A 24,152-nucleotide genomic window follows, 5' to 3' on the forward strand; every position below is an offset into this window, starting at 1 on the left:
AGGTAAGAGTATGGAGATTACACTGGAAAAAATTGAGTTAGTGAAAGACAGAACCGGAGTCAGCTATAAAGAGGCGAAGGAAGCTTTGGAAGCCGCCGACGGCAGCGTTGTGGATGCCATTATCGCCATTGAGGAATCCATAGATGAGAAGACAAAGTCCAAGATTGGAGAAGGCAGTCTGCAGATTGTGGAAAAGATCAAGGAGACCGTTAGAAAAGGCAACGTATCTAAGATTATCATCAAGAAGGACGGAGAGGTTATGCTGAACCTGCCGGTTAATATCGGTATCTTAGGAACGATGTTGGCTCCTTGGGCTATGATTGCCGGTATGGTCGCCGCTTTCGGCACCAAGTGTGTGATTGAGCTGGTAAAGGATGATGGAGCAATTATCGACATCAGTGAGATGGCCAACGACACCATCGAGGATATTGTGGAAAAGGGTTCGGTCATTGCCGATGAAGTAAAAGTCCGCAGTACCGACGTGTACAACAACGTGAAGCATAAGACTTCGGATGCCTTAAATAAAGCGAAGAAGGAAGAGGAAGATGGCTGCTTCTACGACGAAGAAGATATGTCCTTCGAGGATGCGGAGGAAAATCTGGAGGAGGAGCCGGAAGAAAAGGCAGAAACCTTTGAGGCAGAAGATTTTGCAGAAGGCGAGGAATAATCCATTTCTTCAACTGAGTTTAGCAGAAATGAATACGTTAGATATCAAAAGACGAGCTATGCTCGTTTTTTGATAGTAATATAAAAACTAGGAGTGGTAGGTAAAAATGAGTAAGGAAATTACAATGGAGAAAATTACAGCTTTAGCCAAGAACAGAGGCTTTGTGTATTCCGGGTCCGAAATCTACGGAGGTCTGGCCAACACATGGGATTACGGTCCCATCGGTGTGGAACTGAAAAACAATGTAAAGAAGGCTTGGTGGAGAAAGTTTGTTCAGGAATCCAAGTATAACGTAGGACTGGACGCAGCCATTTTAATGAATCCGAAGACTTGGGTAGCTTCCGGCCACGTGGGTGGTTTTGCCGATCCACTCATCGACTGCAAGAGTTGTAAAGCCAGATTTCGGGCAGATAAACTCATTGAAGAATACATGAAGGAAGCAAATATCCCTGAAGTGACGGTGGATGGTTGGTCCAACGAAAAGCTGGAAGGCTACATTAAGGAAGAAGGAATTGCTTGTCCGGAATGCGGCAAAAACGATTTCACCAATATTCGTCAGTTCAATCTGATGTTTAAAACCTTTCAGGGGGTTACAGAGGATTCCAAAGCAGAGATATTCCTGAGACCAGAGACGGCCCAGGGCATTTTTGTCAACTTCAAAAACGTGCAGCGGACGTCCAGAAGAAAACTTCCTTTTGGTATCGCTCAGGTAGGAAAGTCCTTTAGAAACGAGATTACGCCGGGAAACTTCACCTTCCGAACTAGAGAATTTGAGCAGATGGAGCTGGAATTCTTCTGCAAACCAGGTACAGATCTGGAATGGTTCCACTATTGGAAGGACTACTGCGTGGCTTTCTTAAAGGCACTGAACATGAGCAGCGAAAACTTCCGCCTGCGGGATCACGAGCAGGAGGAGTTGTCCCATTACAGCAATGCCACCACGGATATTGAATATCTGTTCCCATTTGGCTGGGGCGAGTTGTGGGGTATTGCCGATCGAACAGATTTCGACTTGAAGCAGCACAGTGAACATTCTGGTCAGGAGATGAATTACACAGATCCAGAGACTAATGAAAAGTATATCCCTTACTGCATTGAACCTTCTTTGGGTGCAGACCGGGTTACGCTGGCATTCTTATGCGAAGCCTATGATGAAGAAGTCCTGACAGATGCCAACGGAAAAGAAGATGTAAGAGTGGTACTGCGATTCCATCCAGCGCTGGCGCCATTTAAGGCAGCAGTATTGCCTCTGGCTAAAAAACTGGCACCGATAGCGCAGCCTATTTATGAAGAGCTGTCCAAGTATTTCATGGTGGATTACGACGAAGCGGGCTCTATCGGCAAGCGGTACAGAAGAGAGGATGAGATCGGTACGCCGTTCAGCATCTGCGTGGATTTCGATACAGAAAGCGACGGCTGTGTAACCATCCGAGACCGGGATACTATGGAACAGGTACGGATTCCGGTAGCAGAGGTGAAGCAGTACATCGAAGAAAGGTTAGTATTCTAACCTTTTCAGAAGGGAAGAAATTCAAATGGAAAAATTTGTATATTCATTTAATGAAGGCTCAAAGGAAATGCGGGAGCTGTTAGGAGGGAAAGGCGCCAATTTAGCAGAAATGACTCAAATCGGTTTGCCAGTGCCTTTTGGCTTTACAGTCACTACAGAGGCATGTAACCAGTATTACCAGGAAGAGTGTCAAATTGCTGAAGATGTAATTGAACAAATTTTTGAAAAGCTTTCTGAACTGGAAAATGTGACAGACAAGGTATTTGGCGATAAAGAAAGACCTTTGCTGGTATCGGTGCGCTCTGGCTCCGTATTTTCTATGCCTGGCATGATGGATACCATTTTGAACCTAGGCCTGAACGATGATATCGTGGAAGGCCTGGCTGTACTTACTGAGAATCCGCGGTTTGCTTACGACAGCTACCGACGATTCATTCAGATGTTTGGCAACATCGTTTTGGAGATACCCAAGACAAAGTTTGAAGCTCTTTTGGAGAAGAAGAAGCAGGAGAAGTCTTATGGGGATGACCTGTCTCTGACCACAGAAGATATTCAAGAGCTTATTAAAGATTATAAGGTGCTTATTCAGCAGGAAATGGGCAGAGAGCTTACTCAAGACCCCAAAGAGCAGTTGATGGAAGCCATCATGGCTGTATTCCGCTCTTGGAATAACGAGCGAGCGGTATTATATAGGCAGTTGAACAACATCTCCTCCAGCCTGGGGACAGCGGTCAATGTTCAGTCTATGGTCTTTGGCAATATGGGGGAGCATTCCGGTACCGGAGTAGCTTTTACCAGAAATCCGATTGACGGCACTAGTGAGATTTTTGGTGAATTTCTCATGAATGCACAAGGAGAGGACGTGGTTTCGGGCCTGCGGACGCCGCTGCCTATCGACGGCATGGCGGAGTTCTTCCCGGAGGTTTACAAAGAGTTTCTGCGCATATCTAAGCTGCTGGAAGAGCATTTTACAGATATGCAGAATATTGAGTTCACCGTGGAAAAAAACAAGTTGTTTTTGCTTCAATCCCGAAACGCTAAGCGCACGGCGGAAGCTGCTGTGCGAATCGCCGTGGATATGGAGCAGGAGGAGCTCATTGATAAGCGGACTGCCGTCACCAGACTGGAACCGGAGCAAATCAGCCAGCTGCTTCACCCCCGTTTTGAAAAAGCGGATCTAAAGCGGGCAGAAAAGCTGGGGATTGGTCTTCCAGCTTCACCGGGAGCTGTGACTGGCCGCATTTGTTTCAGCGCGAAAGAGGCGGAGGCTGCTGCCTTAAATGGAGAAAAGGTCATTCTTACCCGGATGGAGACTTCTCCGGAGGATTTGGCAGGCATGGTAGCGGCAGAGGGCATTCTCACTGCAAGAGGGGGCATGACCTCTCATGCAGCAGTGGTGGCTAGAAGTATGGGGCGGTGTTGTATCGTTGGTTGTGGGGACATGACAGTGAATCAGCAACAGAAGACTCTCACCATTGGAAATGTAGTTCTCACCGATGCGGATTTTATCTCCTTGGATGGCATTTCAGGCATGGTTTACAAAGGGGATGTCAAGACGGTAACCCCAGAGCTTTCAGGCAATTTCGGTACCATTATGAAGTGGGCCGATGAAATACGAACCTTGAAAGTCCGGGCCAACGCGGACAACGGGCAGGAGGCTAAGGCGGCAGTCCAGTTTGGAGCAGAGGGCATTGGCCTTTGCCGGACGGAGCAGATGTTCCGCAAAGAAAACCGCATCCTGCTGATTCGTCAGCTGTTGCTGACAGAAAACGAGGATAAGATCAGGGAAAGCCTGTTGCAGCTGCTGCCTTTTCAAAAAAAGGAATTTAAGGCTATCTACGAAGCGATGCAAGACAGGCCGGTGACCATTCGCCTGTTAGACTTATCTTTTCATGAATTTCTGCCTAGCAGCCAGGAGGAGATTATTCGCCTGGCGGAGCAGCTCCATGTGTCCCTGGACCAGCTGAATCGACGTATTGACGAGCTGAGGGAACTAAACCCCATGCTGGGATATAGAGGGTGCCGCTTGGCAGTAACCTATCCGGATATAGCGGCCATGCAGACTGAGGCAATCATTTTGGCAGCCATTGAAATGAAGCGGGAAAAGAATCTGGACATTGCCCCAGAGATTATCATCCCTATGGTGGCTATGAGAAGTGAATTTGCTTTTATTAAGAAGATTGTGGTGGAAACCATCGATAGCTGCTTTAAAAAGGAGAACATGACCTTGAACTATTCGGTGGGGACGATGATTGAAGTACCTAGGGCGGCTCTTGTAGCTGATGAACTGGCCAGAGAGGCAGAGTTTTTCTCCTTTGGGACCAATGATTTAACACAGATGACCTTTGGCCTGTCTCGGGAGGATTCCCTGCCGATGATTCGGGAGTATCAAGGAAAACGGATTCTTGACAGCAATCCCTTTGAAACCATCGACAAAAAAGGGGTGGGTAAGCTGATTCAAATGGCAGCAGAAGCAGGCAAGTCCACCCGGCCAAACCTCAAAATGGGCATTTGTGGTGACCAATCCGGTGATCCGCAGACTGTAGCTTTCTGTCACAACCTAGGGCTGAACTACGTGTCCTGTGCCCCTTATAAGGTACCGGTGGCCAGACTGGCTGCTGCTCAGGCGGCTATCGGGCAGAAATAGGGGGAAACCGTTTTTACTATGAATGAACATATTTTAATCGTAGATGATGAAAAAGAAATCGCTGACTTACTAGAGGTTTATCTGCGAAATGACGGTTACCGGGTCCATAAGTTTTATAATGGCACCGATGCCTTGCAGTGCATCGATTCAACAAGATTAGATCTGGCGATACTAGATCTCATGCTTCCAGATATCGATGGATTTCAACTTTGCCAAAAGATTAGAGAAAAGTACTTTTTCCCCATTATTATGCTGACGGCAAAAGTGGAAGCGGGGGATAAAATAATGGGTCTGACTATGGGAGCAGACGATTATATAACAAAGCCCTTTAATTCTTTAGAAGTGGTAGCACGGGTTAAAACTCAATTGCGAAGATATACCAGATACAACAACGTACAGAATGTAGAAGCGGTTCCAGCAAAAGAGTACGACATAAAAGGGCTGCTGATTAATAAAGATATGCACAAGTGCTGGTTGTTTGGCCAAGAGATTTCCTTAACGCCTATCGAGTTTGCCTTGCTTTGGTACTTATGTGAACATCAGGGGAAGGTGGTTTCTTCTGAGGAGTTATTTGAAGCGGTATGGGCTGAAAAATACCTAGATAATAACAATACGGTTATGGCTCATATCGGCCGATTGCGTGAAAAGTTGAAAGAACCAGTCAAAAACCCTAAATTTATTAAAACCGTATGGGGAGTGGGATATACCATTGAATAAGGATATACAACGAGACAGCCATATACAGGGTGGTTTGAGAAGCCGATTAGCTGGGCGTATTGCCATTCAATATGTCCTTACTCTGGTGGGCTTTGCTGTTGGGTTGCTCTTATGTATTCTTTTGGCCTGGCAAGTCTGTTCTTCCATCACGTGGAGCCCTTACAATCCCTTCTATCAGATTCTTAGGTGGATGAGAGATGAGTTTCGCTTAGTGGTAGGCACGATAGGCTTTATCGGCTGGGGTGTCATCACTTATTATTTCTTCACTAAGGCCCTTAATTATCTGGATGAAGTAGTTGCTGCCTCTAAACAGCTTGTAGCAGACAAAGATCAGCCCATCGTTTTGCCGGAGGCGATAAAGATTGTGCAGGATGAATTGAATCTCTTTCGCGAACAGGCCTTGCGCAATGAGCTGCTGGCAAAAGAGGCCGAGCAGCGAAAGAATGACTTGGTGGTCTATTTGGCCCATGATTTAAAAACACCATTAACCTCTGTGATTGGTTATTTGACTTTGCTGCGGGATGAGAGGCAAATTTCCCCGGAATTGAGAGAGAAGTATTTGTCTATTTCCCTAGATAAAGCAGAGCGTTTGGAAGACTTAATTAACGAGTTTTTTGAAATTACCCGCTTTAATCTTTCTGCCAGCGTGCTTCAATACAGAACTGTAAACTTGACTCGCTTGCTGGAGCAGCTTATATTTGAGTTTCAACCCATGTTATCCAGTAAAAATTTAACCTGTCAGCTTCATAGTAGGCCGGATACGTCCATAAAATGTGACGTGGACAAAATTCAGCGGGTGTTTGATAACCTTCTACGCAATGCTGTCTTTTACAGCTTTGAAGGTGGCAGCATCCAGATCACCGTGGTGGAAAATCAACGAGACATCTCCATTAAGTTTATCAATCCAGGGGACACGATTCCCGAGGAAAAGCTGGAACGAATCTTTGAGCAGTTCTATCGTTTAGATACAGCTCGAGGCTCTAATAGTGGTGGTGCAGGACTAGGTCTGGCTATTGCAAAAGAGATTGTGGGCCTTCATAAAGGAACCATCCGGGCAGAAAGTAAAAACGAGCTTATTGAATTTGATGTGAATCTTCCTCTTTTGTAAGGAAATTGTAAGTATTTTTATATAAAAAAGTAGAAAATTCGTCAGGATAAACGAAAAAAGAGCATTTTTGTTCTTGATACAATGATTGTATCAAGACAAAAGTGCTTTTTTGTTTTGATTTATATAGAGAAGGGATAAAGAGATATGGCAAGAAAGAGATTGACTCAGGTGTTTCCGTTTTTGCTTCCTTTGCGCAAGTGGCAGCGAAAACAATGCTTTTATCTGCACATGTGGCTGGATGGCAACCAATATGCTAAGAAGAGGAGCGAAGATTTACTGCCGCAGCAGGTATTTGAAACCTCGTCGCTGATGCTGAACAAAAACAGCGGATTTAATATGAGGTATCAGATAAACAAGGTTCACAATCTAAAGGTTGCGTCTAAAAAAGTAGACCATCTGATTGTTAAACCAAAAGAGACGTTTTCCTTTTGGCAGCTGGTGAGGCATGCAGATCGGCATCAGCCCTACAAAGAAGGCTTAAATTTGGTGGATGGGAAGATTGTTGGCTCATACGGGGGCGGCTTATGCCAGCTCAGCAATATGTTGTTTTGGATGTTTCTCCACACACCGTTGACTATTGTGGAGCGTCATGGACATGCTGTAGAGTCTTTTCCAACGACCACAGAGACGCTGCCTTTGGGCACCGATGCCACCATCAGTGAAGGCTGGCTGGATTTGAAAGTAAGAAATGATACCCAGGACACTTTTCAGATTGTCGTGACTTTTGATGAAGAATACATGCACGGCTGCATACGGTCGAATGCAGAAAGCTTGGCAGAATATAAGCTTTTTAATCAGTCCGTTTCGTATTACAGAAAAAAAGGACGAGTTTACCAAAAGGCCTCAGTTGACTGCATCAAAAGGGATAAGCTGGGTCATAGAGAAGAACAGGTTTTTTTATACGAAAATCTATGTGAGATTGGTTATGCGCTGCCAGAGGACGTTTGCATGGAGGAAAAGGGGGATTAAATATGCAGGAGAAAAAAAAGAAAATTGCCGTAATTTTTGGGGGTAATTCGACAGAATACAAGGTATCGCTGCAATCAGCTGCTGCCGTTTTGCAAAATTTAGATGTGGAAAAATATGATATTGTTCCCTTGGGCATTACCAGAGGAGGGGACTGGTATCGCTATAAAGGGGAGTATGACAATATTCAAAACAACACGTGGGATGAGGATTTGAACCAGCTTGTTCCCGTGGTGGTTTCGCAGAATCGCACGTTAGGCGGGATTATTGAGATGTCTAAGGGAAAGAGCCGTGTAACAAAATTGGATTTTGCCTTCCCCATCCTACACGGAAAAAATGGTGAAGACGGCACGGTGCAAGGTCTCTTTGAGTTGGCGGGCATACAGGCAATCGGCTGCAATACGCTGTCTTCTGCCCTGTGCATGGATAAAAACAGAGCCCACAAGATGGTTAGCACCGCAGGCATTTCTATACCTAAATCCATTACCTTGAAAGGAGCCGAAAGAAAGGAAGCGCTGGAGAAGATTACTGAGCAATTGATGTACCCGGTTTTTGTGAAACCTGTCTGCGGTGGTTCCTCTTGTGGCATGACAAAAGTCTATGAGGAAAAAGATTTGCAAGAGGCTATTGAATTTGCCTTGAAACATGACGATGAAGTCATCGTGGAGGAAGAAGTTCAGGGTTTTGAAGTGGGCTGTGCGGTGTTAGGGGAAGAGTCGTTAACCATCGGACGGGTGGATGAAATAGAGTTGGATGATGTATTTTTCGATTATGAAGAAAAATACACCCAGAAAAATTCAACGATTCATATGCCTGCAAGAATTGATGCCCTTTGTGAAAAGAAGATACAGGAAACCGCCAAGACTATCTATAAGGTCTTGGGCTGCTCTGGCTTTGCCAGAGTGGACATGTTCCTAACCTCATCTGGCGACATTGTATTTAATGAGGTCAATACCATCCCCGGTCTTACTGCCCACAGCAGATATCCAAATATGATGAAAGGCATTGGCTTGTCCTTTGAAGAACTGCTGGACAAGCTGATTGGGCTGTACGTTGAGCATGAATAAGATCTTATTATCAACAGAGCAAATTTATAGGGGGAATTTGCTTCTTGTAAATAAAGACTTTCCGGTGAAGACTTCCGGTGAAGGTGGATTTGTGCCGGTGGATTCCAGATTCCCGGAGATATTAATCAAGAGTCAGGCGGCAAAAGCTTTTCGTTGGATATTAGAAGAAATCGGCGGCTCTAACGAAATCATTCCGGTCAGCGGATATCGTCCTTCAGCAGAACAGGAAAAAATTTATGAAAGCTCCATGGAGGAATACGGAGAACTTTTCACCAGAAAATTTGTGGCCAAGCCCTACCACAGTGAGCATCAGACTGGGCTTGCTATCGACTTGGGGGAGAAGAAAGAACACATCGATTTTATCTGTCCAGACTTTCCCTATAGAGGCATTTGTCAGCAATTTCGCAGAAGAGCTGCCCATTACGGCTTTATTCAGCGTTATTCTGAAGAAAAGGAAGCCATTACAGGCATTGCCCACGAACCGTGGCATTTTCGCTATGTGGGTTATCCCCATTCACAGATTATCAGCAAAAAGGGCCTAGCCTTTGAAGAATATATAGCTTTCCTCAAAAGGTTTTCGGCCCATAAAAAATATGTGTTTCAGCGAAAAGGCCAGCTGCCCATTCATGTATTTTACGTGCCGGCAGATGCTTCCGGAATAACGGCAGTTTCCCTGCCAGAGCAAGGGGTTCATGAGATTTCCGGTAATAATTCAGACGGTTTTATCGTGACTCATTGGCCAGACGGTACTATTGACTTTCGAAGATGATAATATCATCTCCTATTTTGACAATGGAATTCCAAGGGAGCTGCATGTAGTCGTGGGTGGAGAGAAAGCTGATTTTTGACTGGAAGTTGGGAACCAGGATGGATTTAATCCGACCGCTTTCCTTTTCAAAGAGCATTTCTGCATCCCAAAGCTGTCCGTGCCTGCTGCCGTTTCGCAAATCTACGATTTCTTTATCACCAATTTCACTTAATCGCATAATGAACCTCCATTTAGCAAATAATAATGATGTTCAAAGGGAAATAGACCGGAAAAACCGGTCATATAATAGTATTTATTGAAGGAGGGTTTTATGAACAATTTTGTGAACCAGGAAGAAGAAATCGACCAGGGTTCTGGGAAAAAAGAGTCGGACAGTTCCGAAGCGAAGGAGAACATTTTAGAGCTGGGTGTAACCAATATGGTAGAGGATTTTAAGAGTGATATCTTGTGTCTGCCCATCATCGGAAGTATTGAAGGTCATACTTTTGCTTCACCTACGGACAAGACTACGAAATACGAGCATATCATACCTCAGTTGACAGCCATCGAGCAGAACGACCAGATCCAGGGATTGCTAATCATTTTAAATACAGTAGGGGGCGATGTAGAGGCCGGCTTAGCTATAGCAGAATTAATTGCCACCCTATCTAAGCCCACCGTATCATTGGTTCTGGGCGGGGGGCATAGCATCGGTATTCCACTAGCTACTGCCGCCAATTATTCTTTTATCGCCGAAAGTGCTACGATGACCCTTCATCCTATCCGCATGAGCGGCATGATTATCGGTGCAGAGCCTACCTATGACTACTTTCGAAAGATGCAGGATCGGATTATAGACTTTATCATTCGCACTTCTCACGCAGATCGGGATCATATCGTAAGCTTGATGAATTGTACCGATAATATGTCTAACGATGTAGGCACCGTGCTGTTCAGCCACGATGCAGTGAAAGTGGGGCTGATTGAAGAGATCGGCGGACTGAGCCAGTCCCTGAACAAGCTGTATCAGATGATTGAAGAAGAGCATTGCAAAAATCAGCAGCCGGTAAAAGAAAAAGAGCTTTCAAAGAAAAAATAAAGATTGACATTTATTTCCATAATACCTTATACTGAAAAAACAATATGGTATTTGGAGGGATTTATGGATATTATTACAATACTCTTTGTGTCGGCAGACGCGGCCTATGCCAAGGCGCTTGCCAGCTGTGTAACAGAAACAAGCAAAAACATGGTTTTTACTCTTTTGGATTCCCAGGCATATCTTCGCGGGAATTTTGCTATGCCCAATTTGATACTTTTCGACTGGATGGTGCCGGAGCAGGAAGGGGAAGCTGGAGCAGGTGTTGTCCGCCTGAGCGAACGGGCTGGAGAGGCGGACCTTTTTCGCTACGATACAGCGGAAAATCTGGCAGCTCAGCTGCTGACTTTCTATAGTGCAAAGACAGGGAGGAGCTTTCCTAGACCCGTAAATGGGCCGGGGAAGCTGGTCCTTTTTTGCAGTGCTTGCGGCGGAACGGGAAAGACCTCCGTGGCCCTGGGGCTGGCAGAGGAACTAAGCCGGTTTCACGGTAAGCGGGTGCTGTATCTCAGCGGAGAAGAGGTGGAGTCCACCGGTACTTATTTTCAAGAAGAGCGTAAAAAAAGTTTGTCCAACTACTTGTATCAACTGGCAAAGCAGAAAGATTGTTGCTTCCCGTTGGAAGGCGCTGTCCTTTGCAGCAGTTACGGCGTGTTGGCTTTTTCACCTGCTGCCGGGCGGAATCCGTTAAAGGAATTGACCATGGCGGAATGGAGCGATTTCTTAGAGGCACTACAGAAGGCTGCCCCGCTGGATTATATTTTCGTAGATGGGGATGATACATTGGGAGAAGAAGGAATCTGGCTGGCTTCTGTCTGCCAGCACATTTGTCTCGTGAGCAGGCCAGAGCAGAATCAGCGGCAAGAGCGCTATGGCCGTTACTTAGAGCACTGCTTGGGCCGTCAGGTATGGGATAAGATGATTTGGGTAGTAAATTTCGCAGAAGATGAAAACCGAGGTGAAGCTGGAAGGGAATTCATTCCAGCAGCTGAGGTCGCATGGGGAAACGGTCAGACGGTTAAGACCGTCTATGTGGAACGAGATGAGGCCAGCTTTATTCATGGGCAGAGGACAGACGGCTCAGCCTTTACAACCATCAGTATTGAGCGAGAGTTTGGTACAGGCATGAAGCAGCTTTCGTCAGAATTAACATGGATTTTACAATAGTTTAACAAGGGAACTCTTTTTACCTGGAGTGTAGAGCGGTATCCTATTTAATATAAGAGGTAATATAAAAGGATATAAATTCATACAGGCGAAAGGTGAGGGTCATGGAGATGAATGGGTTTCAGGTACTGATTACGCTGGTAGGCAGCGTTGCGGTGTTTATTTACGGGATGAACCTGATGAGCGATGGATTGCAGCGGGCAGCAGGAGAACGGATGCGGAAACTCCTAGCCTATTTTACAAAGAATCCACTGATGGGCGTTCTGGCTGGAGCACTGACGGCAGCAGTCCTGCAAAGCAGCAGTGCCACGACGGTGATGGTCATCGGCTTTGTCAGTGCCGGGTTGATGAATTTGCCTCAAGCCATCTGCATGGTGCTGGGGGCCAACATCGGGGCTACAGCAACGTCCCAGTTGATTGCCTTTCAAATAGGAAATTACTTTTGGCTGCTGATTTTGGTGGGATTTTTGCTGCAAATCTGTATGAAAAAAGAAACCTGGATTAACGTAGGACAGGCTATATTTGCTTTCGGGTTACTGTTTTTGAGCATGAACCTCATGGGTACAGCCATGGGAGCGGTAGCGGCTTCTCCGAAAACGGGAGCTTTTTTTCTGTGGGTACAAGAGCTGCCGATTATAGGAGTGCTGGCAGGTGCGGCGGTGACTATGGCTTTCCAGAGCAGCACCGCATCCATTGCCTTGATTCAGAGCCTGGGCAGTCAGGCCGTAATAGGCGGTGCAGCCAGTGCAGTAAGTCTTCAAAGTGCGCTGGCCATGGTGCTGGGTACAAACATCGGTACCACCATTACTGCTGCTCTGGCTTCCGTCGGGTCTACGGCCAATGCTAAGCGGACGGCAGCAGCTCATATTATCTTCAATGTGGCGGGAATGGTTTTATTTTTGATTTTTCTGCCATTGTATGTTAACTTTATTCAATTCATTTCTCCTGCTGGCCCGGAATATGACGTCTTGGCCAGACAGGTGGCAAATGGGCACATGTTCTTCAATCTGATTAACACGCTGATCTTCCTGCCTTTCCTCTGGCTTTTGGTGAAAGCAGTGGTCAAGTTGATTCCGGGCAAAGATGCGGATAAATTGCCAGCGCAGCCCCAGTACTTAGATTATAACATCATTGAACAGCCGGTTTTCGCCATTCACTTGGCGACTAAGGAATTGCTGCGGATGGGCGGATTCGCCTTGCAGATGATTAAGGATACCAAAAAAGCTTTTATTGCCAACGATACAGACGCGGTGAAGTCGGTGTTTAAGACGGAAGCGGTAATCAATGGGCTTCAGCAGGAAACTGTCAAGTATCTGGCATCCATCTTTGCTACCGACACCTTAACCGAGCATCAGGGTAAGCTGGTATCCGGTCTTATCCATATTGCCTCCGACTTGGAGCACATTGGCGATAACTGCGTCAATATTACAGAGTTTGCGGAAGAAAAAATGCGCAATGGCTATGAGTTTTCTGACATTGCTTGTGCAGAAATCTATGAATGCTTTGACCAGGCCAATCGTATGACCAGCACCGTTTTGAAAGCCCTGGAAGAAAGTGACGCCCACTTGGCGCAAGATTTGCTCCTGCAAGAGGAAGAAATGAACCGTACCGAGGAGCGGCTGAAAAAGCAACACATCAAACGGTTGTACGATAAGAGCTGTTCTCCAGAATTTACCGTAATGTATACAGATATTATCCATAATATTGAACGAATAGGAGATTCCTGTAAGAAAATTGCCGATGCAGTCCTATCGGATATTCAGTTTAATGAAAATAATCTGACAAATAGAGAAATTTAAGGGTGCGTGACACCGGTCATCTGTGTTAAAATTAAAACATAGGCTAAGCTAAGCTGATATGGGATAGGCAGGGGCACTTGCCTGACCGTGTATCAGCTTAAATTATATAGGCAGGGATGAAGGAACAAAATGAAAAAGATACTGATCATTGAGGATGAACCCAACATCATCGAGTTGGTGGGATATAATCTGAAAAATAATGGGTATGAATATATCAGCGCCGAAGATGGGATTATGGGCATTACCTTGGTACACCGGGAGAAGCCGGATTTAATTCTGCTTGATATTATGCTGCCCGGAAAAAATGGCCATGAAATATGCAGGGAGTTGCGGGAAGATGGCAACAAAACCCCCATTATCATGCTTACTGCCAAGAGTGATGAGGTGGATAAAATTCTCGGACTGGAATTTGGTGCGGATGATTACATGACAAAACCTTTCAGCATAAGAGAATTGATGGCTAGAATCAAGGCCGTCCTCCGGCGGTATGAGGAAAATACGTTCCGTCCGCCTAACAGCGAACACATCTTGGGACTGGACCATTTGCAGATTAATACGGACCGCCACGAGGTCACGTTGGGAGGAAAGCCTGTGGAACTGACTTTAAAAGAATTTGAGCTCTTGTGTTTCCTCATGGAAAATCGAGGTCACGTTTTTTCCAGAGATCAGCTGCTGGATAAGGTCTGGGGCATTGATTACGCAGGAGAAACCAGAACGGTAGACGTTCATATTCGTTATCTGAGAAAAAAATTAGGGCAGGACGACAATGAAGACAAATATATACAGACCATCCGAGGAAAGGGTTATAAGATGCGATGAAAAAGCGTTTTTTACTGGCTTCTATGGGAATCACGGTCTGCAATGTCCTGCTGCTTCTATCTGTCATATCCTATTTTGCCTATATTGAATCCAGCGGCCGGGTGGGAGCCTTCTCCTTTATGTTAAACAACCGGCATTTCGGCATGACAATGATTATTTGTGTAGCCTGCTCAGGGATTTTTTCCTTACTTATTTACAATCAACTCATGAAACCAGTGCGAAGACTTCAAGAACAGATGGTACAAACCACTGAGGAGAACAAACGGGCAGAGCAGATTCGCAGTGAATTTGTGGCCAATGTAACCCATGAACTGAAAACGCCCCTGACCTCTATCTCTGGGTTTATTGAGACCTTGCAAGATGGCGCGGCAGAGGACCCGGAGATTCGCAGTAAGTTTATCGACATTATCGCTATTGAGACCGCCAGGCTGGAGCGTTTAATCCAGGATGTGCTGGTTCTTTCTGAAATCGAAAATAAAAAGACACCTCTGGCGGTGGGTATCATCGATACCAGAGAATGTCTAGCCAATCTAATCTCTACCATGGAGCCTATTGCAAACAGCAAGAACATCCATCTAGAGGCCCAGCTGGCCCAAGACTGTTATATTGAGGGCAATCGGGACCGTTTTATTCAAATGATGATGAATTTAATTGAAAATGCCATTAAATATTCTAAAGAAGGCGGAGAAGGAAAGGTGCTGGTAACCTCTCGCTTGGATGCAGGGAAGGTGTACATTCAGGTTAGCGATAACGGCATCGGCATAGCAGAAGAACATTTCGGAAGACTTTTTGAGAGATTTTACCGAGTAGATAAATCCAGAACAAAGAAGGGTGGTGGAACAGGACTAGGACTTTCAATCGTCAAGCATATTGCATTTTTGCTTCATGCAGAAGTGAATGTGAAGAGTAAGTTGGGTGAAGGCTCGACCTTTACCGTGATTTTTATCCGGAAGGAGGAATAGATGGAACATCTTGATTTTTTAATACGCGACTTAGCCTTAATACTGGTGGTGGCCAGCATCACGACTATTATCTTTAAAAAGATAAAGCAGCCGCTGGTCTTAGGCTATCTTTTAGCAGGATTTTTGACCAGTGCTAATTTTTCAATACTGCCTAATATCATGGATCCGGAGAATATCCATATCTGGGGGGAGTTAGGAATTATCTTTCTAATGTTCGCCTTGGGGCTGGAATTCAGCTTTCATAAAATTGCTAACATCGGCGGCAGTGCCATTGTTACGGCTCTAACGGTCATGACTGCCATGGTGTTTATTGGATATGGCGTGGGCCAGCTGATGGGCTGGAGCCAGATGGACAGTATATTTTTAGGAGGCATGCTTTCCATGTCCTCTACGATGATTATTCTTAAGGCCTACGACGAACTGGGTCTGAAACAGAAAAAGTTTGCCCAGCTGGTACTGGGAACCTTGATTGTGGAAGACGTTATGGCAATCTTCATGCTGATTGTGCTGTCTACTTTGTCCGTCAGCAAGAACATCTCTGGCTTAGAGCTGGGCGGTCAAATCGGTATGATGCTGCTATATTTAATCATTTGGCTCATGTTGGGCGTTTACCTGATTCCTACAGCCTTGAAGAAGGCCAGCAAGTATTTAAATGATGAAACCTTGTTAATCGTTTCTCTGGGCCTATGTCTGGCCATGGTGGTTATTGCCAACTACATGGGATTCTCTTCTGCTCTCGGTGCTTTTCTGGCCGGCTCTATTCTGGCAGGTACCGTCAAAGGAGAGAAAATCGAAGAATTACTCCATCCAATCAAAGATTTCTTTGGTGCTATCTTCTTCGTATCGGTGGGCATGCTGGTAAATCCAGATTTGATTGTACAATATGCAGGACCTATCCTGCTGATTACTGTGGTGACAATTCTAGGTCAGATGACCTTCTCTTTTATAGGAGTGCTCCTGTCGGGGCAAACTCTGCGAACCGCTGTAGGTGCTGGCATGAGCATGGTGCAAATCGGCGAATTTTCCTTTATCATTGCATCCTTGGGCACAACCCTAGGAGTTACCAGTGATTTCTTGTATCCCATCGTGGTATCGGTTTCCGTTATTACTACCTTTACAACGCCTATGTTTATTAAAAAAGGGGAACCCGTCTATGGCTTGATTAGCAGGTCTCTGCCGAAGCGGACTTTGAAGAAAATTAAGCAGTATACTTCTGAAAAGCAAAATGAAAATGAGAAAGATCCAGATTGGAAGGAATTTCTTAGCAAATATATTCCAAGAACAGCCATCACGATTATCATTCTAATCTGTATCTATATAGGGGGCATTCACTTTGTCGCACCAATTCTGGATCATTATGGTATGGTTATGGAATATGCCGAGTGGGTAACAGCAGTCATAACGATTGTATTGATGGCACCTATTATCAATCTGATGTCCTATAAGCGAAATGTTATGTATACAAAACTGTGGCTGAAAAACAAGACTAACCGCCTGCCGCTGTTGGTATTCCGTGGCTTTCGAGTAGTGGTTTCCCTGTTTTTCGTCATGCTGACAATCAAGACTATGACGAATATACCAGTGTGGATCCTTTGGATTATTTCACTTGTTATCGTCTTTTTCAGCATCAAGTCAGACTTTATGATCAGCCATTCCATCAAAATTGAGACCCGGTTTATCGCCAACTTTAATGAGCGGATACTGGAGCGAAAAAAGAAGGAAAAGGGTGTGGTGAAAGGATATCGCTGGCTGGATGAGACTTTATTGGTGGAAGAATACGAAATCAAACAGATTCTGATGGATGAACCGGAGAAAAATATATTTGCCCGTCGTAAGCTGGGGATTCAAATCATCAAGATTATCCGCAAGGATCATCACATCAATATTCCTGATATTCGAGCCGGCGTGAGAGAGGGAGATATCCTGGTGGTCATGGGAAAGAAGAACAATTTGGAATCCTATGAGATGTCCCTGGAAAACACGGTAGTCTTTTCTAAGAGAAAAGAAATGCTTACCTTGAGGGATTATACTTACGGTCAGGTGTTCATTTCTACGGATAAGGAGAATCATCTGTTGTGTATGGCTGTGAATGTGACTAACCAATGTGAGTTCTGCAACAAGACGATTCAGATGTCCCGGATACGGGAGAAATATCATGGTTTTGTTATCGGTATAGACCGAGGCGCTTTGTCTATGGTCACGCCTAACAAGAACACTCATATCCGAGAAGGGGATGTGTTGTGGGTGCTGGGCGCACAAGCTACCGTTGATCGATTCCTGCGGGATGGTATTCTCAATTAAATAAGCCGGTAATTTTTTTCATATGGCTTAAATCCTGAAAAAATTACAATAATCAAATAATGTCGAAATAAAACAGTTGTAAAATATTTACAACTGTTTTATTATATTGTTATAAGTAATAAAAAGGAAGAAAAGTATTAAAATGGATATTGATGAAAAGCAGGTGGTTCCTCAGGCGCTTATTATGGATCTGACAGCAGATCTGCGAAGAATGATTGGTCATACCAGCTTGGAGGATGACGAAGAACAAATCTTTGCCTTGATGGAAGAAGCCATCTTGGCGGACAGCCGTTTGGAATTGTATAGTTTTAAGGTTAAAGCTCGATTGATTCATCAGGTGTATTACACCATTCGCAAAGACTTGGGCATTCTTCATCCTTACAGCCAGGACCCCCAGGTGACAGAAATCATGGTTAACGGCAGGGACCATATCTTTATCGAGCGTCAAGGGATTATCGAAAAGCTAGAGCAGCGATTTACTACCACAGAAGAGCTGGAGGAGCTGATTCGCCGGATTGCAGGCCGAGTCCATCGAGAAATAAATGAACTCAATCCCATCGTCGATGCCAGACTGCCCGATGGCTCTCGAGTCAACGCGGTTTACAAGAATGTTGCTTTAGGCGGCCCCAGCTTGACCATTCGAAAATTTCCTGAAAAGGCTTTTTCGATGCAGGACTTAGTAAGTTTTGGAACTATTACCCAAGAAGCAGCAGATTTTTTAGCGTGTATGGTGGTGGCAGGAGAAAATATTTTTATCAGTGGCGGGACTGGCAGTGGCAAGACCAGCTTGCTAAATGTGTTGTCTACCTATATTCCTCATCAGGAGCGCATCATCGTCATCGAAGATTCTGCGGAGCTCCAACTCCACGGCGTAGAAAACCTTGTGCGGTTGGAATGTAGGAATGCCAATGTTCAGGGGAAGGGGCTGGTAGATATGCAGCAGCTAATTAAGACCAGCTTGCGAATGAGGCCCAACCGCATTATCGTCGGGGAGGTTCGGGGAAAGGAGGTGTTGGACATGCTCCAAGCTTTTAATACCGGTCACGATGGGTCCTTATCTACGGGCCACGGAAATTCTGTCTCCGGTATGCTGAAGCGTCTGGAAACTATGGTGCTGCAAGCAGCCGAATTTCCCATAGACGCTATCCGCAGTCAAATTGCGGAGGGTATTGATATTATGGTTCATTTGGGGCGGCTGCCAGACAAGTCTCGGCGGGTGTTGGAGATTGCAGAAATATGTGGCTATGAGGGACATGACTATATCATCAACAGTCTGTTTCAATATCAGGTGGAGCGAGGGCTGGAACGGACAGGAAATAAGCTGGTTCGAGAAGAAAAGCTGAAGTTGAGAGGAGTGAAGGCGTGAGAGATAAAGCAGTTGACCGTATAAAAAATTATGGTAATAAGAGGGTGGAGGGGCAGGATGGCTTTGGGCGCAGAATGGGGGTGAGGACAAAAGGCAGGATGGCTAATAGCGGAGGCTGGACGCAGCTTTGGGCAAAAGGGACAGGAGCGGAAGTGGTTTCAAGGAGTCGGAGGCCAGATTCAGGCGGTCCTCGGGATTACGGAAATTATGTGCTGACAGGGAGGGAGAAAAGCAAGTATTTCTGTTTAGCAGGAGGAGGGCTGTTTTTTATCGGTTATCTCTTTTATCTAAATTTGTTTTTGTCGGCGGCAATGGCGATGCTAGTTTTTCCCCTGAAGCGATTTTATATTCAGTTGAAGGTTCGTCAACAGAAGGAGCAACTGCGGCAGCAGTTTCGAGACCTGCTGTATTCCCTGTCTTCTTCCGTTGCAGCAGGCCGGCAAATGGGAGAGGCTCTAGCAGAGGGCCGAAAAAATTTATCCTTTATCTATGAGGAAAATCAGCTTATTATGGTGGAACTCTCTTATATGATTAAGAGCATTCAAGAGAGCAGAACCACCGAGGAATTGATTTTGAAAGACTTTGCTTATCGAAGCGGGGTGGAAGAAATCATTAATTTTGCCGATGTCTATTCTACTTGTCGATCTACAGGAGCTAACGTGAATCAGATGATTGCCAGAGCTGCGGAGGTTATTATGGATAAGATGACTATTGATCGGGAAATTCACACGATAACAGCACAGAAAAAGGCAGAATCCAAGATTATTAGCGCTATGCCGGTGTTGGTGATTTTCTTTCTAAACGTAGCTTCTCCCGGATATCTGTATGTACTGTATCACACCGTAGCAGGCCGGATTGTCATGACAGCAGCGCTGGGCAGCATGTTCATATCTTATTATATTATGAATAAAATGCTGGAGGTGAGGCTGTGAAAGGAGAAGGCAAGGCGCTGAATCGCCTTTGGACCCGAGTTCCGGAACAGTTGACTGGACGGACGAAAAAATACGAAAAGGAGTTGTATCAAGTTTATGGGCAGCTCCCTGGCAGAGAAGTGGTTCAAGCGATGAGGCTGAGGAACGCTAGGCGTTACGGATACATTCTGCTGGGGCTGGCTGTCATAACCTTTCTACTGCTGTTGCAGGCAGTGGCTGGTCAGCAGAATAACTTTTCGGTAGACGAGACTGGCCGAAAATATATCGAAAGGCCTACCTATGATCAGGGCAGTCGACAGGCCAGTTTAGTGGTCACGGGAAAGGTTGCCGGAGAAACTGTGCAAAAGACCGTTTTGCTGACCATTAAACCGGAGGGGACCGATCGTGTCCAAGAAGAAGTGGATGAGCAAAAGGGAGCCACTAATCCCGAATCATTGCAGACAGCAGCCCTGAGCAAATTAAATGCAGCTATTTATGGGATCAACAAAGGGGACAGCGGCAAGGTTGTCTATTTGCCGGAGCATATCGAGGGCATGAAGGGGATTGCTTGGAGCCAGGAGCAGGACCGGCCGCTACCCATGGTGGTATTGACAGGCGGATTTCTGCTTCTTTGCACCTATTGGAAAAGGTATGATGAGCTGAAGCAGTTGAAAAAAACTTGTCAAGAGTCCATTGAAAGGGAACTGCCGGATTTTTTAAGTAAGCTGATTTTACTTATGAATGCCGGGCTAGTTCTGACGGCAGCTTTCCGTAAAATTGTAGAAGATCACAATTGCAGGGAAGGCAGGAAATGCTCTTATTTTTACAGCCAGTTGACGGAGATAAATCTCCAAGTAGATCAGACCAATGCTTCTATGGTCGGCGAATTAAAAAGTTTTGCTGAACGCAGCCGAAATCGTGAGTTCATGAGAATTGTCAACGTGCTGGCGGAAAATATTCACAAGGGGACAGAATTGGTAAAAATCTTGCAAGATGAAAACAATTTTCTGTGGTTTCAGCGGAAAAAATCAGCGGAAGAAAAGGGGCGCATAGCAGAAACAAAGCTTACGCTGCCGTTAGCTTTGCAGCTGGTCGTTTTAATCGTGATTACCTTAGCTCCTGCTATGTTGGACATGTAGGAGAAGAAAAAACAAAAGGAGGAAAGAGAAAATGAAAAAACTGAGAAACAATAAAAAGGGGATGGAAATGGTGCAAGTAGGGATATTAATTGCCATCGCTATCGGTATTGGTTTAATTTTCAAAAATCAAATTACTGAATTTATTAATGGCACCTTTTCAAATCTGATGAACAGTGGGTTTTAAATGGGCAGTAAGCGAGGGTCTGCCATGGTGGAAGCCGCTATGATTTATCCTTTGGTAATCGGTACGGTGATGGCAGTAATCTATTTGATGATTGCTATGTATGTAGGAGCGGCCATGAAGAGCAATCTAGACTTTCAACTGAGGGAAAGAGCTATGGTGTTAGCAAAGACCGGGACCCGGTTAGAGGAAAGCCAGTTTACGCCTTCTGATAAATATGGAAGAGGGGCGTTTGGTCAGCAGATTGCCTTTGGGGAGCGAAAGGAAGGCCTGATGACAGTCTTGCATGGACAGTCAAGCCACGGTTATAGGGCAAATGCCTTAGTGGCGGGGCCTTTATTTCGACAGCATCAGGGAGAAGTGTATTTAATTGATGAAAGAGAATATATACGAAAGGTGGATATGATAAAGCCGTGAAGAAACTGTATTATCTGTGGGCAGGAGGGAACAGGCGGCCTAAGCTATTTAGAAGGAATAAGCGCGGGAGTATGTCGGTGCTGCTTTCCATGATCTTTGTCTGCCTGATTATGGCGGCAACCGTGCTGGTGATTGCCGCTGCTGGTGCTTCCAGTTACTCCTATTATGATTGCGTATTGCAGGGGGCAGGACGTTCCGTGCTTTCAGAATACCACTTGGCTTTAAAGGAAAATTACGGACTTATGGCTTTTTCCGGCTACAATCAGGAGGTGGATGATAAACTGGCTTTTTATGCAAATGGTAGTTTTCAAAAGAAGGAGAGCCAATACCGAGTGAATTATATCAAGCCCAAGTTAACTCAGGTAAGCAGTAATTTAAGTTCGTTCAGTCTTTTAGATATCGATAATTTTGAGAAGGACCTGGTAGATTATATGAAACACCCACAGGTGAATCCACCGAAAAAAGCAGAAAAGATTTATGAGGGAAAGGCTCAGTTAATCAACGAGAAAGTCCTTAACAGCCTTCCCTCCAGAGGCGTTGAAGGGAGGAATCTGGAGCTTGCTGCTAGAATTACAGAGGGGTTGCCGCCTTTGGAAGATCTGTTTTCCAAAGCAACGAATCGGCTGTTAGTAGATCAATATGCCCTTGAACATTTCAATTACAATCTGGGCTGGGGCAGCCGAACAGAAACTTTTTTTAAGAATGAGTTAGAATATATTCTTTATGGAAAGAAAACCGACGGAGAAAACCGGTTGCAATTTATTAATGACTTTAAAGTTCTGAGAATGATTCTTAACTCTGCTCATATTTATGGAGATCTGAAAAAGCGCAATCAAGTGCTAGAGATGGCCGCCCTGTTGACTCCCGGACCTGAGGCCGCCTTGACGGCTATAGCCCTGACAGAGGCTTGGGCCTATGGGGAATCGGTCAATGATGTGGAGCTGCTTGTAGCAGGTGAAAAGGTGGCGCTATATAAAAATTCAAGAGATTGGGCCTTGGATTTAGAAACGGCCATAAATGGCACCAAGACCGCATCTTATGTGAAACCGGCAGGAGACAATGGGATTACCTATAAGGACTATTTGCGGATATTTCTCTATCTGGAGGATCGCCAAGCAAAGCTGCTGCGGATGATGGATCTCATTCAGATTAATATGCAGGGGGGCTTTGACCAAAATTTTTACATAAAGGATTGTTATGTGGGCTTACAGATTGAGGCTAAAGTCAGCGGACAGGAGTTCAGCTATGTTCAACAATACTAAGAAGGGCAATATAGGGGTAGAGACGGCCATTTTGCTTCCCTTGGTTGTTTTGAGCATCCTCACCATTGCTTATTTGATTAAGGTGGACTGTGCAGGAGAAGCCATCATCAGTGCGGCCTTTGATGAGACTAGAAGATTGAGCATCGAGTCCTATACGGGACCAGGACAACTAGCGGCAATTGGGTTTCCGGGGCGAGTCGAAAAGCGTCTGCGGCAAGAGACAAGCTGCAAGGGGATATCGGTAGAAAGATTTAGGTATTTGTATGGTAACGGGTACATGGATAAGCTGATCTCTTTTCAGGTAGAATATGAAATGGACCCCCATTTTCCCATTTCCTTTTATGATGTTTTCCAAGGGAAAGAACGAATCTTAGCTAGGGCGTTTGTGGGTAGCAGCAGATATGGCCTGCCGGGGGAGTTTTCTCAGATGGAGCAGCAGGAGGATTCGGAAATAGTGTGGATCTTTCCGGTGGCAGGCAAGAAGTATCATCAAGAAAATTGTTCTTATATAAAGGTGGCAGCGACAGAGACCATTTTGAATAGCTCTATTAAAAAAAGGTTTAAGCCATGCAGCATCTGTGAAGCGGCAGAACTGGAAAAGGGTAATGTCATTTACTGTTTCTATAATCAAGGCCAGTCTTATCATCGGCCAAGCTGTCCTTCCGTGGAACGGTATGTGAGAGAGATTGAAAAGAGCCAGGCCATCCAACGGGGCTATACCCCGTGCTTAAAATGTGGAGGAAGCTGATGGAGAGCAGATATGAGATTGGAGAAGTTGAAGATTTTGAAGTGAAAATTTTGGCATCTGGCAGCTGTAGCTGTTTTTTGCCGCTGTCTTTTGTAGAGCGGCAGGGAAAGCTGGAGATAACCGAACATCGAGCGGGATTTCGGCAGATTCAGGTGGATGTACTGCAAAATCCCTATGAGTTGTTAGAAGTTATAGAGAAACTGGTACTATGTATGAAAGAGGCACACAATCGCCTAATCCGGCCGGAACGCTATAAATTGGGAAAAACCAGTTTGTATGCAGATGAGGCGGGACATCAGCAGCGGATTCGTTTTATGCCGGAGCATGTCAAAGGGGATGTACCAGGCATATCAGAGAAGCTGAGGTTATTTTTGCAACTGTGGCAGCCAGAAAACCATCGATGTCAAGAGTATGTAACTCGGGTGATAGAAAAGCTGACCGAACTAACTTTGTCAACGGAGGGAATTTTGAGCTATATAAGCGAGCTGAAACGGGAAGTATACCTCTGTGGCTGGGATCGGTAAAGAATGCGCCAGTGACAACGAAAGAAG

23 protein-coding genes are annotated in these 24,152 nt (G+C 45.2%); 22 read left to right on the plus strand and 1 reads right to left on the minus strand.

All coding sequences use genetic code 11. From position 1 onward, the window contains the following. Positions 1-10 precede the first annotated feature (10 nt). The 8 genes from Ami103574_RS07910 to Ami103574_RS07945 all read left to right on the plus strand — a co-directional run bounded on the left by Ami103574_RS07910 (position 11) and on the right by Ami103574_RS07945 (position 9,451). Positions 11-667, plus strand: a complete 657-nt coding sequence (locus tag Ami103574_RS07910; RefSeq protein ID WP_163066354.1) for a DUF4342 domain-containing protein — start codon at positions 11-13, stop codon at positions 665-667. A 124-nt stretch (positions 668-791) separates the two neighbouring features. After that, a complete protein-coding gene (locus tag Ami103574_RS07915; RefSeq protein WP_330587250.1) occupies positions 792-2,177 on the plus strand; it encodes a glycine--tRNA ligase in 1,386 nt (461 codons plus the stop codon). Positions 2,178-2,202: 25 nt separating this feature from the next. Next, a complete protein-coding gene (ppdK, locus tag Ami103574_RS07920) occupies positions 2,203-4,824 on the plus strand; it encodes a pyruvate, phosphate dikinase (RefSeq protein ID WP_330587251.1) in 2,622 nt (873 codons plus the stop codon). Between the two features lie 18 nt (positions 4,825-4,842). Then, positions 4,843-5,541: a VanR-ABDEGLN family response regulator transcription factor gene (gene vanR, locus Ami103574_RS07925; RefSeq protein WP_163066358.1), complete on the plus strand. Its 699-nt coding sequence runs from the start codon at positions 4,843-4,845 to the stop codon at positions 5,539-5,541. Continuing rightward, the gene (locus tag Ami103574_RS16165) at positions 5,534-6,649 is read left to right on the plus strand and encodes a sensor histidine kinase (protein WP_408609099.1); all 1,116 of its coding nucleotides are present in this window, start codon (positions 5,534-5,536) and stop codon (positions 6,647-6,649) included. Before vanR ends, Ami103574_RS16165 begins: the two co-directional genes overlap by 8 nt. Positions 6,650-6,793: 144 nt before the next feature. Then, on the plus strand, positions 6,794-7,618 hold the full coding sequence (gene vanW / locus Ami103574_RS07935) for a glycopeptide resistance accessory protein VanW (RefSeq protein WP_163066360.1): 825 nt from the start codon (positions 6,794-6,796) through the stop codon (positions 7,616-7,618). Between the two features lie 2 nt (positions 7,619-7,620). Beyond that, entirely contained in the window at positions 7,621-8,682 is a 1,062-nt protein-coding gene (vanG, locus tag Ami103574_RS07940; protein ID WP_163066362.1) for a D-alanine--D-serine ligase VanG, read from the plus strand. Continuing rightward, a complete protein-coding gene (locus Ami103574_RS07945; protein ID WP_163066364.1) occupies positions 8,675-9,451 on the plus strand; it encodes a M15 family metallopeptidase in 777 nt (258 codons plus the stop codon). Before vanG ends, Ami103574_RS07945 begins: the two co-directional genes overlap by 8 nt. Here Ami103574_RS07945 and Ami103574_RS07950 read toward each other — a convergent pair. Then, positions 9,432-9,668 (minus strand): YlmC/YmxH family sporulation protein, encoded by a 237-nt coding sequence (locus Ami103574_RS07950; protein WP_163066366.1) that lies wholly within the window; start codon positions 9,666-9,668, stop codon positions 9,432-9,434. The genes Ami103574_RS07945 and Ami103574_RS07950 overlap by 20 nt on opposite strands. Before the next feature lie 93 nt (positions 9,669-9,761). Here Ami103574_RS07950 and Ami103574_RS07955 point away from each other — a divergent pair, with 93 nt between their 5' ends. The 14 genes from Ami103574_RS07955 (at position 9,762) to Ami103574_RS08020 (ending at position 24,125) form a co-directional block, all read left to right on the plus strand. Further along, positions 9,762-10,529 carry a ClpP family protease gene (locus Ami103574_RS07955; protein ID WP_163066368.1) on the plus strand — a complete coding sequence of 256 codons (768 nt, stop codon included), beginning with the start codon at positions 9,762-9,764 and terminating at the stop codon, positions 10,527-10,529. Positions 10,530-10,592: 63 nt separating this feature from the next. Continuing rightward, a complete protein-coding gene (locus Ami103574_RS07960) occupies positions 10,593-11,696 on the plus strand; it encodes a P-loop NTPase family protein (protein WP_163066370.1) in 1,104 nt (367 codons plus the stop codon). Positions 11,697-11,800: 104 nt separating this feature from the next. Further along, positions 11,801-13,495, plus strand: a complete 1,695-nt coding sequence (locus Ami103574_RS07965) for a Na/Pi cotransporter family protein (protein WP_163066372.1) — start codon at positions 11,801-11,803, stop codon at positions 13,493-13,495. Positions 13,496-13,624: 129 nt separating this feature from the next. Next, positions 13,625-14,314, plus strand: coding sequence for a response regulator transcription factor (locus Ami103574_RS07970; RefSeq protein ID WP_163066374.1), 690 nt, complete (start codon positions 13,625-13,627; stop codon positions 14,312-14,314). Continuing rightward, positions 14,311-15,276, plus strand: a complete 966-nt coding sequence (locus Ami103574_RS07975; protein WP_163066376.1) for a sensor histidine kinase — start codon at positions 14,311-14,313, stop codon at positions 15,274-15,276. Before Ami103574_RS07970 ends, Ami103574_RS07975 begins: the two co-directional genes overlap by 4 nt. Next, positions 15,277-17,577 (plus strand): cation:proton antiporter, encoded by a 2,301-nt coding sequence (locus Ami103574_RS07980; protein WP_163066378.1) that lies wholly within the window; start codon positions 15,277-15,279, stop codon positions 17,575-17,577. 142 nt (positions 17,578-17,719) lie between these two features. Further along, positions 17,720-18,943, plus strand: a complete 1,224-nt coding sequence (locus tag Ami103574_RS07985) for a CpaF family protein (protein ID WP_163066380.1) — start codon at positions 17,720-17,722, stop codon at positions 18,941-18,943. Further along, a complete protein-coding gene (locus Ami103574_RS07990) occupies positions 18,940-19,875 on the plus strand; it encodes a type II secretion system F family protein (protein WP_163066382.1) in 936 nt (311 codons plus the stop codon). The genes Ami103574_RS07985 and Ami103574_RS07990 overlap by 4 nt, the downstream gene beginning before the upstream one ends. Then, positions 19,872-20,993: a type II secretion system F family protein gene (locus tag Ami103574_RS07995; protein ID WP_163066384.1), complete on the plus strand. Its 1,122-nt coding sequence runs from the start codon at positions 19,872-19,874 to the stop codon at positions 20,991-20,993. The genes Ami103574_RS07990 and Ami103574_RS07995 overlap by 4 nt, the downstream gene beginning before the upstream one ends. Before the next feature lie 31 nt (positions 20,994-21,024). Beyond that, positions 21,025-21,177 carry a Flp1 family type IVb pilin gene (locus Ami103574_RS08000; protein WP_246213111.1) on the plus strand — a complete coding sequence of 51 codons (153 nt, stop codon included), beginning with the start codon at positions 21,025-21,027 and terminating at the stop codon, positions 21,175-21,177. Then, entirely contained in the window at positions 21,178-21,591 is a 414-nt protein-coding gene (locus tag Ami103574_RS08005) for a TadE/TadG family type IV pilus assembly protein (protein ID WP_163066386.1), read from the plus strand. It begins immediately after the preceding gene. Continuing rightward, the gene (locus Ami103574_RS08010; protein WP_163066388.1) at positions 21,588-22,853 is read left to right on the plus strand and encodes a DUF5702 domain-containing protein; all 1,266 of its coding nucleotides are present in this window, start codon (positions 21,588-21,590) and stop codon (positions 22,851-22,853) included. Before Ami103574_RS08005 ends, Ami103574_RS08010 begins: the two co-directional genes overlap by 4 nt. Beyond that, positions 22,837-23,601: a hypothetical protein gene (locus tag Ami103574_RS08015; protein ID WP_163066390.1), complete on the plus strand. Its 765-nt coding sequence runs from the start codon at positions 22,837-22,839 to the stop codon at positions 23,599-23,601. The genes Ami103574_RS08010 and Ami103574_RS08015 overlap by 17 nt, the downstream gene beginning before the upstream one ends. Then, positions 23,601-24,125: a hypothetical protein gene (locus tag Ami103574_RS08020; protein ID WP_163066392.1), complete on the plus strand. Its 525-nt coding sequence runs from the start codon at positions 23,601-23,603 to the stop codon at positions 24,123-24,125. The genes Ami103574_RS08015 and Ami103574_RS08020 overlap by 1 nt, the downstream gene beginning before the upstream one ends. The last annotated feature ends 27 nt before the right edge of the window (positions 24,126-24,152 follow it).

It is taken from the genome of Aminipila butyrica, assembly GCF_010669305.1.
Lineage (GTDB): Bacteria > Bacillota > Clostridia > Peptostreptococcales > Anaerovoracaceae > Aminipila > Aminipila butyrica.

Bases quoted from the DNA above. Each gene is read 5' to 3' on its own strand.
- Ami103574_RS07910 (WP_163066354.1), top strand. From the start codon at position 11: ATGGAGATTACACTGGAAAAAATTGAGTTAGTGAAAGACAGAACCGGA.
- Ami103574_RS07915 (WP_330587250.1), top strand. From the start codon at position 792: ATGGAGAAAATTACAGCTTTAGCCAAGAACAGAGGCTTTGTGTATTCC.
- ppdK (WP_330587251.1), top strand. From the start codon at position 2,203: ATGGAAAAATTTGTATATTCATTTAATGAAGGCTCAAAGGAAATGCGG.
- vanR (WP_163066358.1), top strand. From the start codon at position 4,843: ATGAATGAACATATTTTAATCGTAGATGATGAAAAAGAAATCGCTGAC.
- vanW (WP_163066360.1), top strand. From the start codon at position 6,794: ATGGCAAGAAAGAGATTGACTCAGGTGTTTCCGTTTTTGCTTCCTTTG.
- vanG (WP_163066362.1), top strand. From the start codon at position 7,621: ATGCAGGAGAAAAAAAAGAAAATTGCCGTAATTTTTGGGGGTAATTCG.
- Ami103574_RS07945 (WP_163066364.1), top strand. From the start codon at position 8,675: ATGAATAAGATCTTATTATCAACAGAGCAAATTTATAGGGGGAATTTG.
- Ami103574_RS07950 (WP_163066366.1), bottom strand. From the start codon at position 9,668: ATGCGATTAAGTGAAATTGGTGATAAAGAAATCGTAGATTTGCGAAAC.
- Ami103574_RS07955 (WP_163066368.1), top strand. From the start codon at position 9,762: ATGAACAATTTTGTGAACCAGGAAGAAGAAATCGACCAGGGTTCTGGG.
- Ami103574_RS07960 (WP_163066370.1), top strand. From the start codon at position 10,593: ATGGATATTATTACAATACTCTTTGTGTCGGCAGACGCGGCCTATGCC.
- Ami103574_RS07965 (WP_163066372.1), top strand. From the start codon at position 11,801: ATGGAGATGAATGGGTTTCAGGTACTGATTACGCTGGTAGGCAGCGTT.
- Ami103574_RS07970 (WP_163066374.1), top strand. From the start codon at position 13,625: ATGAAAAAGATACTGATCATTGAGGATGAACCCAACATCATCGAGTTG.
- Ami103574_RS07975 (WP_163066376.1), top strand. From the start codon at position 14,311: ATGAAAAAGCGTTTTTTACTGGCTTCTATGGGAATCACGGTCTGCAAT.
- Ami103574_RS07980 (WP_163066378.1), top strand. From the start codon at position 15,277: ATGGAACATCTTGATTTTTTAATACGCGACTTAGCCTTAATACTGGTG.
- Ami103574_RS07985 (WP_163066380.1), top strand. From the start codon at position 17,720: ATGGATATTGATGAAAAGCAGGTGGTTCCTCAGGCGCTTATTATGGAT.
- Ami103574_RS08000 (WP_246213111.1), top strand. From the start codon at position 21,025: ATGAAAAAACTGAGAAACAATAAAAAGGGGATGGAAATGGTGCAAGTA.
- Ami103574_RS08005 (WP_163066386.1), top strand. From the start codon at position 21,178: ATGGGCAGTAAGCGAGGGTCTGCCATGGTGGAAGCCGCTATGATTTAT.
- Ami103574_RS08015 (WP_163066390.1), top strand. From the start codon at position 22,837: ATGTTCAACAATACTAAGAAGGGCAATATAGGGGTAGAGACGGCCATT.
- Ami103574_RS08020 (WP_163066392.1), top strand. From the start codon at position 23,601: ATGGAGAGCAGATATGAGATTGGAGAAGTTGAAGATTTTGAAGTGAAA.